This is a genomic window from Methylobacterium sp. E-041 (assembly GCF_022829665.1).
GTDB lineage: Bacteria > Pseudomonadota > Alphaproteobacteria > Rhizobiales > Beijerinckiaceae > Methylobacterium.
Genome location: NZ_JAKSYQ010000284.1, coordinates 128989 through 140952, shown reverse-complemented (window position 1 = coordinate 140952; position 11964 = coordinate 128989). Strand labels below are relative to the sequence as shown.

General features: G+C 73.3%; 9 protein-coding genes. 5 read left to right on the top strand and 4 right to left on the bottom strand.

Annotation, left to right across the window (positions count from 1 at the left end; all coding sequences use genetic code 11):
* Positions 1–356 precede the first annotated feature (356 nt).
* The 5 genes from MKK70_RS25640 to MKK70_RS25620 are packed head-to-tail and all read left to right on the top strand — an operon-like array spanning position 357 to position 6228.
* Positions 357–623: a hypothetical protein gene (locus tag MKK70_RS25640; RefSeq protein WP_147844174.1), complete on the top strand. Its 267-nt coding sequence runs from the start codon at positions 357–359 to the stop codon at positions 621–623.
* Positions 620–1249 (top strand): TetR/AcrR family transcriptional regulator, encoded by a 630-nt coding sequence (locus tag MKK70_RS25635; RefSeq protein ID WP_147728675.1) that lies wholly within the window; start codon positions 620–622, stop codon positions 1247–1249. Before MKK70_RS25640 ends, MKK70_RS25635 begins: the two co-directional genes overlap by 4 nt.
* The gene (locus MKK70_RS25630; protein ID WP_243933686.1) at positions 1246–2481 is read left to right on the top strand and encodes an efflux RND transporter periplasmic adaptor subunit; all 1236 of its coding nucleotides are present in this window, start codon (positions 1246–1248) and stop codon (positions 2479–2481) included. The genes MKK70_RS25635 and MKK70_RS25630 overlap by 4 nt, the downstream gene beginning before the upstream one ends.
* A 45-nt stretch (positions 2482–2526) precedes the next feature.
* Positions 2527–5625, top strand: a complete 3099-nt coding sequence (locus tag MKK70_RS25625; protein ID WP_243950720.1) for an efflux RND transporter permease subunit — start codon at positions 2527–2529, stop codon at positions 5623–5625.
* A 9-nt stretch (positions 5626–5634) separates the two neighbouring features.
* On the top strand, positions 5635–6228 hold the full coding sequence (locus tag MKK70_RS25620; protein WP_243950718.1) for a DUF2147 domain-containing protein: 594 nt from the start codon (positions 5635–5637) through the stop codon (positions 6226–6228).
* A 216-nt stretch (positions 6229–6444) separates the two neighbouring features.
* Here the strand turns inward: MKK70_RS25620 and MKK70_RS25615 are convergent, their stop codons facing one another.
* The 4 genes from MKK70_RS25615 to MKK70_RS25600 form a co-directional block, all read right to left on the bottom strand.
* Positions 6445–7866 carry a DUF2254 family protein gene (locus MKK70_RS25615; RefSeq protein ID WP_243933682.1) on the bottom strand — a complete coding sequence of 474 codons (1422 nt, stop codon included), beginning with the start codon at positions 7864–7866 and terminating at the stop codon, positions 6445–6447.
* 167 nt (positions 7867–8033) lie between these two features.
* Positions 8034–9200: an iron-containing alcohol dehydrogenase gene (locus tag MKK70_RS25610; RefSeq protein ID WP_243950716.1), complete on the bottom strand. Its 1167-nt coding sequence runs from the start codon at positions 9198–9200 to the stop codon at positions 8034–8036.
* Positions 9201–9302: 102 nt separating this feature from the next.
* On the bottom strand, positions 9303–10925 hold the full coding sequence (locus tag MKK70_RS25605; protein ID WP_243950714.1) for a gamma-glutamyltransferase family protein: 1623 nt from the start codon (positions 10923–10925) through the stop codon (positions 9303–9305).
* Positions 10926–11098: 173 nt separating this feature from the next.
* On the bottom strand, positions 11099–11860 hold the full coding sequence (locus MKK70_RS25600; RefSeq protein WP_243950712.1) for an SDR family NAD(P)-dependent oxidoreductase: 762 nt from the start codon (positions 11858–11860) through the stop codon (positions 11099–11101).
* Between the last annotated feature and the right edge of the window lie 104 nt (positions 11861–11964).

Below are 11964 nucleotides of genomic sequence, written 5' to 3'. Positions count from 1 at the left end.
TTGGGACCACAGGGGGGGGGGGTGTGGGGAGATGTGGCCGGCGGGCGTCTTTTTTCGTGCCGGCTCGGGCGACCAGGGGGAGTGGGGTTGGGTGGCGCGGGTACCGGGGGGGGTGCCCCCTCCCTCCCAGGGCTTGACCCTCATCCTGGGGGGCGCGGGCCGCGGCGGGGTAGCCGGGGCCCCCGCCCCGGCGGTGGGGTTTTCGGCCTGGGCCACCCCGTTTTCCCCCCCCCCCCGGGGGGGGGGGGGAAGATGGGCTGCGGCGACGACACGCTTCTTGAGCCGATCTGAGAATGAACGTTCATTGACATGAGAATGAACGTTCATTACACCGGGGCGGCACGCAGGAATCCGCCATGGGCCTTTCCGTTTCCGATCCCGGCACCGCCCTCCGCCTCGCGGAGCTTCGCGCCGTGGCCACGCCGGCGAACCTCGCGCTCGTCGGGATCCTCGGGCTCGCCTGGGTCGCGCTGATCGGCTGGACCGGGGCCGGTCCCGACGGATGGCAGGCGCGGTCCTGTGCCGGGCTCGCGGTTCGTCCCGCCGCCTGCCAGGGCGTCCCGCCCGCGAAGGACGCGAGCCGCATCGTGCCCCACGTCTCGGCGGCGAGCCTCGCGCGATGAGCGCCGGCAGCGCCGTCTCGGCGCGGATCGAGCCGTCGGCCCGGCGCGAGCACATCCTGGCCGCGGCCGAGGCCTGCTTCGTGCGCAACGGCTTCCACCGCACCACGATGCAGGACCTCGCCCGCGAGGCGGCGATGAGCGCCGGCAACGTCTACCGCTACTTCGCCTCGAAGGAGGACCTCGTCCTCGGGCTCGCCGAGTGCGAGCGCGCCCGCGGCGCCCTGCTCGTGGCCGAGCTGGAGCGCGACGGCGACCGCCGCGCGGCGCTGCTCGGCATCATTACCCGCTACTTCGTCTCGATCACCCGCGAGACCGCGATCCTGCGGGTCGACATCTGGTCGGAGGCGACGCGCAACCCGGCGATCGCCGCGATGACCGCGCGGGCCGAGGCCGAGGCGCGGGGCTGGTTCGTCGAGACCTTCGCCGCCCTGGCGCGGTCCCCCGCCTGCGACCCGGCCGCCCTCTACGCCCTGCTCGGCCCCCTGATGAAGGGGATCATCGTCGACCGGGCGCTGCTGCCCGGCTACGACCCGGCCGCCGCCGTCGCCCAGCTCCTCGCCCTGCTCGATGCGGGCCTCGACGGGCGCCTTCCCCTCGCCTCGACGCCCGCGGAGACCGGCCGATGACCGTTCGCGCCCATCGCCTCGGCCTCGCCGCCCTGGCCCTCGTGCTCCCCCTGTCCCTGCCGGCACGGGCCGAGACCGCCCCGGCGCCCGCCGCGGCGAGCCCCGCGCCCGCGGTCAGCGTGGTCGAGGCGGCGCGCCGCGAGATCGTCGAGAGCGTGGTCGTCACCGGCACGCTGGTGCCGCGCGACGAGATCCTGGTGACGCCCGAGATCGACGGCTACCGCGTCACCGAGGTCCTGGTCGAGGAGGGCGCGCGCGTCGCCCGCGGCCAGGTGCTCGCCCGCCTGTCGCACGACTTGATCGACCGCCAGCTCGCCCAGCAATCCGCCCTGGTGGACAAGGCCACCGCCGCCGTCCCGCAGGCCGAGAGCACCATCGAGCAGGCGGAAGCCGCCGCCGTCGAGGCGCGCCTCGCGTTCGACCGCGCCAAGCAGCTGATGCAGACCGGGAACGGCACGGCGGCGATCCTGGAAGGGCGCACCTCCACCCTGCGCCAAGCCGAGGGCAAGCTCGCCTTCGCCCGCAACGGCCTGGTCATCGCGAAGGCCGAGCTGGCCCAGGCGAAGGCGGTGCGCGACGAGCTGGAGCTGCGGCTCGCCCGTACCGAGATCCGCGCGCCGGAAGCCGGCATCGTCAACCGCCGCACCGCGCGCGTCGGCATCACCGCCTCGTCCGCGGCCGAGCCGCTGTTCCGCCTGATCGCCCGGGGCGAGATCGAGCTCGAAGGCGAGGTCGTCGAGACCAAGCTGCCGCTGCTGCGGGAGGGCCGCCCGGCCTGGATCGAGATCGGCGCGGGCGCACGCGTCCAGGGCAGCGTCCGCGCGGTCTACCCGGAGGTCGACCGGGCGAGCCGGCTCGGCAAGGTCCGCGTCCGGCTCGAGGCCGACCCGCGGCTGCGCATCGGCACCTTCGCCCGCGGCGCGGTCGAGATCGCCCGCACCCGCGGCGTCGCCGTTCCCCAGGCCGCGGTGCTCTACGGCGGCCCGGCGCGCAGCAGCGTCCTCGTGGTCGCCGGCGACACGGTCGAGGCCCGCCAGGTCCGCACCGGCCTGTCCGACGACGACGACATCGAGATCCGCAGCGGGCTCTCCGAGGGCGAGCGCGTCGTCGCCCGCGCCGGCAGCTTCCTGCGGGACGGCGACAAGGTCCGCCCCGTTCCGCTGGCGGCCGTCGCCCCGGCCGTGGCCGAGGCGCCGTCGCCCGAGGCGAGCGCCGACGCCGGTGTCCCCTGAGCCGACGCCGCCCCGCCAAGTGATGCAGAAGGAACGGGCCGCCCGATGCGCCTGAACGTCTCGGCCTACGCGATCCGCAACCCGATCGGGCCGCTGGTCCTGTTCCTCGTGCTGATCGTGCTCGGCCTCGTCAGCTTCCGCGGGCTCGCGGTGACGCGGATGCCGAACGTCGACGTGCCGATCGTCTCGGTGGCGATCACGCAGTCGGGCGCGGCGCCCTCCGAGCTCCAGACCCAGGTCACGAAATGGGTCGAGGACTCGATCGCCGGCGTGCGCGGGGTCAAGCACATCACCTCGGCGATCACCGAGGGCTCGTCCGTCACCACCGTCGAGTTCCGGCTCGAGGTGAACACCGACCGGGCCGTCAACGACGTCAAGGACGCGGTCTCGAAGATCCGCATCAACCTGCCGCGCACCATCGACGAGCCGGTGATCAGCCGGGTCGAGATCGCCGGCCTGCCGATCCTGATCTACGGCGTCACCGCGCCGGCGATGACGCCCGCCGACCTGTCCTGGCTCGTCGAGGACAGGTTCGCGCGCATCCTCCAGGGGGTGAAGGGCGTCGGCGGCGTCGAGCGGGTCGGGGGCGTGGCGCGCGAGATGCGCATCGAGCTGCAGCCCGACCGGCTGCTGGCGCTCGGCATCACCGCGGCCGACGTCAACCGGCAGGTGCGCCTGACCTCGGCCGACATGGCGGGCGGGCGCGGCGAGGTCGGCGGGCGCGAGCAGTCGATCCGGACGCTGGCCGCCTCGCGGACGCTCGCCGACCTCAAGGCCACCTCCATCGTCCTGCCCGGCGGCCGCAAGGTGCGCCTCGCGGATCTGGCCACCGTGCGGGACGCGATCGAGGAGCCGCGCACCTTCGCCCGCTTCGACGGCCGGCCGGTGGTCGCCTTCGCGGTCTCGCGCGGCTCGGGCGCGAGCGACGCCGAGGTCGCCGCCGGCGTCGAAAGGAAGATCTCGGAGTTCGCGATCAGCTACCCCGACGTCAAATTCGAAAGGATCGACTCCTCGGTCTCGGCCACGATCGGCTCCTACGATTCGGCGATGCACACCCTGATCGAGGGCGCGGCGCTCGCCGTGCTGGTGGTGTTCCTGTTCCTGCGCGACTGGCGCGCGACGCTGATCGCGGCCTTGGCCCTGCCGCTCTCCGTGTTCCCGACCTTCTGGGCGATGGACGCGCTCGGCTTCACCCTGAACGGCATCAGCCTGCTGGCGATCACCCTGGTGACCGGCATCCTGGTCGACGACGCCATCGTCGAGATCGAGAACATCGTCCGCCACATGCGGATGGGCAAGTCCGCCTACCGGGCGGCGATCGAGGGCGCCGACGAGATCGGGCTCGCCGTCATCGCCATCACCGCGACCCTGATCGCGGTGTTCGCGCCGGTGTCGTTCATGCCGGGGATCGCCGGGCGCTACTTCATCCAGTTCGGGCTCACCATCGCGGTCTCGGTGTTCATGTCGCTGCTGGTCGCGCGGCTGATCACGCCGATGCTCGCGGCCTACTTCCTGCGCGACCACGCCCACCACGCGGAGCGCGAGGGGCCGGTGATGCGCGCCTACGGCCGCCTCGTCGGCTGGTCGGTGCGCCACCGGGTGGTCACCCTCCTCGTCGGGCTGGCCCTGTTTGCCGGCTCGCTCGCCTCCACCGGCCTGCTGCCCTCCGGCTTCGTGCCGAAGCAGGACAACGCCCGCACCCTGTTCATGCTCGAGCTGGCGCCGGGCGCGCGGCTCGCCGACACCATCGCCGTGTCCGACCGGGTGGTCGCGCGCATCCGCGCCCTGCCCGAGGTGGTCTCGGTCTTCGTCGACGGCGGCCGGCAGGTCGGCGGCAAGCGGGAGACGCGGCTGGCCACGCTCACCGTCAACCTGACGCCGAAGAACGCCCGCGCCCAGTCGCAGGCCGCCGTCGAGACCGAGATCGCCGGGCTGATCGCGCAGGAGCCCGACATCCGCTCGTGGTCCCTGCGCGACTCGGGCCAGCGCGACCTCGCCCTCGTGGTCGGCGGCCCCGATGCCGGCGTGGTGGCCGAGGTCGCCGCCAGGCTCCAGCGCGACATGGCCGCGATCCCCCACCTCGTCGCGGTGATGTCGACGGCGCCCCTGAACCGCACCGAGGTCCGCATCCGCCCGAAGCCCGGCGTCGCGGCCGATCTCGGCGTCTCGACCGACGCCATCGCCGAGACGGTGCGGGTCGGAACGATCGGCGACATCGGCCTGAACCTCGCCAAGTTCAACGCCGCCGACCGCCAGATCCCGATCCGGGTGCAGCTGCCCGACAGCGCCCGCGGCACGGTCTCGCGGCTGGAGAACCTGAAGGTGCCGGCCAACAACGGCACCGCGGTGCCGCTGGCGGCGGTGGCCGACATCGAGCTCGACCAGGGCCCGGGCGCGATCGACCGCTACGACCGCGTCGTGCGCGTGGCCGTGGAGGCCAACATGGAGGGCTCGGACGCGCTCGGCTCGCTGATCGCCCAGGCGCTGGAGACGCCGACCGCCAAGAGCCTGCCGCCGGGCGTCACCATCCGACAGACCGGCGACGCCGAGATCATGGGCGAGGTCTTCTCCGGCTTCCTTCTGGCGATGGGCGCCGGGATCATGATGGTGTACGCCGTGCTCGTGCTGCTGTTCGGCTCGTTCCTGCAGCCGCTGACGATCCTGTTCTCGCTGCCGCTCTCGATCGGCGGCGCGATCCTCGGCCTGCTCGTGATGAGCATGCCGATCTCGATGCCGGTGGTGATCGGCATCCTGATGCTGATGGGGCTGGTGACCAAGAACGCGATCATGCTGGTGGATTTCGCCGTCGAGGAGATGGGACGCGGCGTCGATCCCGTCACCGCGATCGTCGAGGCCGGCCGCAAGCGTGCCCGCCCGATCGTGATGACGACGATCGCCATGGCCGCCGGCATGGTGCCCTCCGCGATGGCGCTCGGCGTCGGCGGCGAGTTCCGCGCGCCGATGGCGGTCGCGGTGATCGCCGGGCTGATCGTCTCGACCCTGCTCTCGCTGGTCTTCGTGCCGGCGGTGTTCCTGCTGATGGAGGGCTTGAGCCGCGTCCTCGGACGGGTGCTCAACCGCTTCGTCGGCGCCCGCGACGAGGCCGGCACCGCGCCCGCGGCCCATCCCTCCCCTTCCCCCTGAGGAAACCGAATGACCGTCATGTCCGCCCGCGTCTCGACCTTCGCCCTCCTCGGCCTCGCCGCCGCCTCCGCCCTCGGGGCCAGCCCGGCGGTCGCGGCCGACCCCACCGGCACCTGGTTCACCGAGGACGGGCGCGCCCGGGTGCGGACCGAGCATTGCGGGCCGGGCGGCGCGAACCTGTGCGGCTACGTCGTCTGGGGCTCGAAGCCGCTGGGCGAGGACGGCAAGCCGAAGATCGACCGCTACAACTCCGACCCGAAGCGGCAGGCCCGGCCGCTCCTCGGCCACCAGATGATCCTCGGCCTGAAGCGCAACGAGGAGGGCCGGTTCGTCGGCAAGATCTACAACGGCGACAACGGCAAGTCCTACGACGTGACGATCTGGAGCGAGACCCCCGCCGAGCTGTCGGTGAAGGGCTGCCTGATCTCCGTGCTGTGCCAGACCCAGACCTGGACGCGGGTGGGCGACGTGGTGCCCGGCCAGCTCACCGCCGCGACCGACACCCCCGGCGGCCCGCGCTCGGACCCGGAATGGGCGGGGAAGCCCGTAGCCGCGCCGAAGCCCGCGGCCGCCAAGCCGGCGGGTGCGCCAACGCCGAAGTAGCGGCGCGGCGTTCTGGCGAACGCGCCTCGCCCCAAACCACCCCCTCGTCCTGAGGTGCGGCCCCGCGGCGGCCGCCGCGAAGGAGCCTTCCAGTGGTCGCGCGATCCCCGGGAGCCTCCTTCCAGGCGTCCGCTTCGCGCAAGCACCTCAGGATGAGGGCGCGGGCGGGACGAGTGGCCGGAAGTTCCCGAGAACGGGGCCGCTGTCCGCGGCGGGTCAGCCGGTGGTTCCCGGCACGCGGGTCGATCGCGAGTTGAGCGTGCCGTGGCTTTCGGCCAGCGCCCGCGTCGCCGCCGCGACCGCCGCCGCGCCGTCGTCGAAGCCGCGCGTGGCCAACGCCGCGGCGAGGCCGTCGAGGGCGGCTTCGAGCTCGCGGGTCAGCACGTGCTCGCCGAGGGCGGAGAGCGAGCGCTGGGCGATGCCGGCGAGGCGGTCGGCCGTCGGCGCGGCGACGTGGCCGAGCAGGATCGCCAGGCTGTCCATCGCCTCGGCGAGGGTCTGGCACTGGATCGATTCCGAGGCGACGACGATCACCGCCTCCAGCGCATCGGTGGCCGCGGTCGGGGCGTGGTCGGCCAGGATCACGTGCGCGCCCAATGCCTCCGGCGGGTCGACCTCGCCGGGGCTCCAGCGGGCGACGATGTCGCGCAAAGCCAGGAGGACGACGCGGCCGGGGCTGGGGTTCGACTTCGCGGTCGAGACCGAGGTCCAGGCGATGGTCGCGAGCTGGTGCAGGCCGTAGCCGGCATCGTGCCCGAGGTCGCGCCCGTCGTCGAAGGTGAGCGCCCGCCCGCACGCGGCCTCGACCGCCTCCCGCGCTTCCGCTTCCAGCACGAAGCCCGGCCGGGCCCGGATGTCGAAGAGCGGGTCGCCGAGCGCCCGGAAGGTGCCGACCGGAACCCGCATCCGAACCTCGACGGCGTCCGGCGCGGCGCGCGCGATCGCCGCCTGGATCCGGTCTGCGTCGAGGCCGACGACGTAGCCGCGCTCGGTCGCGCGCACCACCGCGCGGACGTCCCAGCCCGGCCGGGGCGTCCGGCGGGTGCGCGCGAGCAGGCGCTCGTCGTCGGCGCGGGCCTCTAGGATCTGCTCGTGGATGAACTGGACGATGCGCTCGGGCCGCATCTGATCGATGGTGTTGTAGAGCATCACGATGACGAGGCAGAGGGCGAAGGTCGTCATTACCAGGGCCAGGCTCGTGCCGAAGACCGGCCGGTGGAACTCGGTGTTGGTCACCAGGGTCATCAGCACGAAGACCGACAGGCCGACGAAGTAGCCGAAGTAGAACTGGTTGGTGCGCCGGGCCATGAACTGGTCAGTGACCTGCGCGGTGAGCGAGGCCGCGCCCTGCTGCACGGCGATGAGCAGCAGCGAGAAGGTGATCGACGTCACGGTGATGATGCTCGACGCCACGGTGGTGAGCAGGCCGCCGAGCGCGGCGCGGTCTCCGAGCAGCGCGCCGAGCCAGCGGAAGCCCGTGGGCGCCGCGCCGCCGGACCACGAGCGGTCGGCGAGGTAGACCAGCGCATTGAGCCCGACGAAGCCGACGATCGTCGCGAGCGGCAGTGCCAGGAACTGCCGGAAGGACCGCCGGACGGCGGCGACGACGCGGTTCGGGACCGTCTCGATGGCTGGCATGGTGGGTGGCGTCGCTCCTGTGTGCCCCCCCTATACGGACATCGACCCGAAAAGGACCGGCCGAAGCGCGAGAGCGACGGAAGCGGCCGCGCCTCAGGATGAGGGCGGTGGCTGGATCGCGGCCAAGGCCGTCGGCGACAGCCGGGATCGCCTCCTCGAAGGCGCCCTCAGGCGGTGCCCGCCAGCGCCGCGGCGTAGATCGCGCGCGCGTCGGCGCGGGTCACCGTCCGCGGGTTGTTCACCAGGAGCCGCGTCTGCTTCATCGCGTCGTCGGCGAGGCGGTCGAGGTCCGTCTCCGCGATGCCGACCGCCGCGAGCGAGGGCGGGACGCCGCAATCGCGGCAGATCGCGGCGAGCGCCGCGACGAAGCGGTCGGCCGCCTCCGCCGCCGGCCGGTCGCGGGCGTCCGGGTCGAGGATCGGCGCGAGCTCGGCGTAGAGCGCCCGCGCCTCCGGCAGGTTGAAGCGCAGCACGCCCATCAGCACCAGCGCGTTCGAGAGCCCGTGCGGCACGTGGAACAGCGCGCCGATCGGGTAGGCGAGCGCGTGCACCGCCGCCACCGGCGCGTTGGCGAAGGCCATGCCGGCGAGCATCGACCCGAGCAGCATCCCGGAGCGCGCCTCGACATCGCCGCCGTCGGTGCAGGCGATCCGGATATGGCAGGCGAGCAGCCCCAGGGCCTGCCGGGCGAGGCCGTCGGAGATCGGATTCTTGCGGTGGCGGCTGGTATAGGCCTCGATCGCGTGCACCATCGCGTCGATGCCGGTGGCCGCGGTGACGGCGGCGGGCAGGCCCCGCGTCAGCTCCGGGTCGAGCACCGCCCAGTCGGGCAGCAGGCGCGGGGCGACGACGCCCTTCTTCTCTTGCGTGGGCGTGGTGACGATGGCGATCGGCGTCACCTCCGATCCGGTGCCGGCGGTGGTCGGCACCAGGATCAGCGGCAGGCGCTCGCCCGTGGCGAGGCCGACGCCGTAGATCGCGTCCAGGGCGTCGTCCGAGCGGGCGAGGTAGGCCACGAGCTTGGCGGTATCGAGCGCCGAGCCGCCGCCGATCGCGAGCACCAGCTCCGCGCCCGACGCCCGCGCGAAGGCCGCCGCGGTCTCGACCACGTGGCTCGGCGGGTCCGCGACCACGTCCGCGAACACGTCGATGCGGCAGCCGGCCTGCGCCAGCGCCGCCTCGGCCGCCCGCGTCAGCCCGGCGGCGCGCACGCCCCGGTCGGTCACCAGCAGGATGGTTCGCGCGCCGAACTTGGCGACCAGCTCGGGGATCTTGCCCGCCGCCCCGGCCTCGAACAGCAGGTTCGGCGTGGTCTGGAACAGGAACGGGTTCATGGCCGGGAGCCTCGGCGGACGGATGTTTCGCCGCACCAGCCTAACCGCTCGGCGCGCGATCGCCAGCGGCGACCCGGGATGCCGCGTCGGGGGGCTTCGGCCTCACCAGACCACCGCCTGCCCGTCGCGGCGCGGGTCGCTGGCGGCGGCGTAGCCTTCGACGCCGGGGTCGCCCATCCGCCAGATGAACTGGCCGGCGCCGAAATCCTGGTAGCTGTCCCGGATCACCGCGACCCGGTGGCCGCGGGCGACGAGGCCGTCGAGCGTGTCCGCCGGCATCGCGGATTCGGCGTTGATCTCGAGGCCCTGGTTGAAGCGCCAGCGCGGGGCGTCGCAGGCGGCTTGCGGGTTCTGGGCGTGGTCGATCATCCGCACCAGCGTCTGCACGTGGCCCTGCGGCTGCATGTTGCCGCCCATCACGCCGAAACTCATCACCGGGGCGCCGCCCTGCGTGAGGAAGCCGGGGATGATGGTGTGGAACGGGCGCTTGCCCGGCGCCACGCAATTCGGGCTCGCTTCGTCGAGGACGAAGCCGTAGCCGCGGTTCTGCAGCGACAGGCCCCACTCCGGCACCACCACGCCGGAGCCGAAGCCCATGAAGTTCGACTGGATGAAGCTCACCATCATGCCGGATTCGTCGGCGGCGGTGAGGTAGATCGTGCCGCCGCGCACCGGGTTGCCGGCGCCGAAATCCTGCGCGCGGCGCGGGTCGATCAGCTTGGCGCGGGACGCGAGGTAGGCGTCGTCGAGCATCGCCTCGGGGCTCACCCGCATCGCGGGCCCGTCGGCGACGTGCGCGTAGGTGTCGGCGAAGGCGAGCTTCATCGCCTCGATCTGCAGGTGCTGCGCCTCCGCCCCGTCCACCGCCATCCCGGCGAGGTCGAAGCTCTCGAGGATGCCGAGCGCGATCTGCGCGGCGATGCCCTGCCCGTTCGGCGGGATCTCGTGCAGCGTGTAGCCGCGGTAGTCCTTGCGCGTCGGCGTCACCCATTCCGGGCGGTAGGCGGACAGGTCCGCGAGCGTCATCGCGCCGCCGTTCGCGCCCGCGTGCCGCGCCATGGCCTCGGCGATCTCGCCCTCGTAGAAGGCTTTGCCCTTCGTCTCGGCGATGGCGCGCAGCGTCCGCGCCGCGGCCTTGAGCGTGACCAGCTCGCCGACATCCGGCGCGCGGCCGCGGGGCAGGAAGAACTCCGAAAAGCCCGGCTGGCGCACGAGGTCGGGGACCGCTGCCGCGGCGGCCCATTTCTGCTGCACCACGATCGGCGCGAGGTAGCCGCGCTCGGCGATCTCGATGGCCGGCTCCAGCAGGTCGGCGAAGGGCAGCTTGCCGAAGCGCTCGGACAGGGCGACCCAGGCGCCGACGGCGCCCGGCACCGTCACCGAATCCCAGCCGCGCATCGGCGGCCGCGTGGCCGGGCCGTATTTCCGGGTGAAGTAGTCCGGCGTCCAGGCGCCCGGCGCCCCGCCCGAGGCGTTCAGGCCGTGCAGTTCCTGGCCGTCCCAGAGGATGCAGAAGGCGTCCGAGCCGAGCCCGTTGCTGCACGGCTCGGTCAGCGTCTTCGCCGCGGCGGTGGCGATCGCCGCGTCGACCGCGTTGCCGCCCTTCCACAGCATCCGCATCCCGGCCTGCGCCGCCAGCGCGTGCGAGGTCGCGACCACGTTGCGGCCGAACATCGGCATGCGGATCGAGGGATAGGCGGAGGTCCAGTCGAAGGTTTGCGACATGTCGGGTCAGCTCACTGAGGGTCGGCGCGTGACGTCCGGGTTTCGATAAGGGGTCATCCCTTGTCCGGGGCCGAGGGCGAAGCCCGGTCGGTTCGTCGGGCTCCGCCCGACCCCCGCCGAAGGGACGATCCCATCGGACTTCCCTTCGTTGCGACGCAGGATTCGTGCGCGGATCAGCGCGCCTGCATGCGCAACGCGCCGTCGAGGCGGATGGTCTCGCCGTTGAGCATCGGGTTGCGGACGATCGCCAGCACGAGGTCGGCGTATTCCTCCGGCCGGCCGAGGCGGGCGGGGAAGGGCACCGCGGCCCCCAAGCTGTCCTGGACGTCCTGAGGCAGGCTGAGCAGCATCGGCGTGCCGAAGATGCCGGGCGCGATCGCGCAGACGCGGATGCCGAGCGGCGCAAGCTCGCGGGCCGCCGGCAGCGTCAGCCCGACGATGCCGGCCTTCGAGGCGGCGTAGGCGGCCTGGCCGACCTGTCCCTCGTAGGCGGCGATCGAGGCGGTGGAGACGATCACCCCGCGCTCGCCCCCGTCGAGGGGATCGAGCCCGGCGGCGCCCGCCGCCACCAGCCGCATCAGGTTGAACGAGCCGACGAGGTTGACCTGGATCACCCGGGCGAAGCCGTCGAGCGAGGCCGGGCCGTCGCGCCCGACGATGCGGGCGGCCGGGGCGATGCCGGCGCAGTTGACGAGGATGCGGGCGGGACCGTGCGCCTCGGCCGCCCGCGCCACGGCGGCCTCGGCGCTCGCTGCGTCCGCCACGTCGCAGGCGATACCGATCCCGCCGAGCACGGCGGCTCGAGCTTGCGCCGCCGCCCCGTCGAGGTCGAGCAGCGCCACCCGCGCGCCGGCCTCGGCCAGCGCCTGCGCCGTCGCCGCCCCGAGCCCGGAGGCTCCGCCCGTCACGATCGCCGAGAGACCCTGGATCCGCATCGCCCGCTCCCGCCAAGCCCCGCGCGCGCGGCGCGGAGCCCGATGTCTAGCGGAACGAGCGGCGGGCGGAAGAGGCCGGCGCAACATGCTTTTCCCTCCCCCCG

Excerpts from the sequence above, each read along its gene's own strand:
- MKK70_RS25605 (WP_243950714.1), bottom strand. The coding sequence starts at position 10,925 with ATGTCGCAAACCTTCGACTGGACCTCCGCCTATCCCTCGATCCGCATG.
- MKK70_RS25625 (WP_243950720.1), top strand. The coding sequence starts at position 2,527 with ATGCGCCTGAACGTCTCGGCCTACGCGATCCGCAACCCGATCGGGCCG.
- MKK70_RS25630 (WP_243933686.1), top strand. The coding sequence starts at position 1,246 with ATGACCGTTCGCGCCCATCGCCTCGGCCTCGCCGCCCTGGCCCTCGTG.
- MKK70_RS25635 (WP_147728675.1), top strand. The coding sequence starts at position 620 with ATGAGCGCCGGCAGCGCCGTCTCGGCGCGGATCGAGCCGTCGGCCCGG.
- MKK70_RS25620 (WP_243950718.1), top strand. The coding sequence starts at position 5,635 with ATGACCGTCATGTCCGCCCGCGTCTCGACCTTCGCCCTCCTCGGCCTC.
- MKK70_RS25600 (WP_243950712.1), bottom strand. The coding sequence starts at position 11,860 with ATGCGGATCCAGGGTCTCTCGGCGATCGTGACGGGCGGAGCCTCCGGG.
- MKK70_RS25640 (WP_147844174.1), top strand. The coding sequence starts at position 357 with ATGGGCCTTTCCGTTTCCGATCCCGGCACCGCCCTCCGCCTCGCGGAG.
- MKK70_RS25615 (WP_243933682.1), bottom strand. The coding sequence starts at position 7,866 with ATGCCAGCCATCGAGACGGTCCCGAACCGCGTCGTCGCCGCCGTCCGG.
- MKK70_RS25610 (WP_243950716.1), bottom strand. The coding sequence starts at position 9,200 with ATGAACCCGTTCCTGTTCCAGACCACGCCGAACCTGCTGTTCGAGGCC.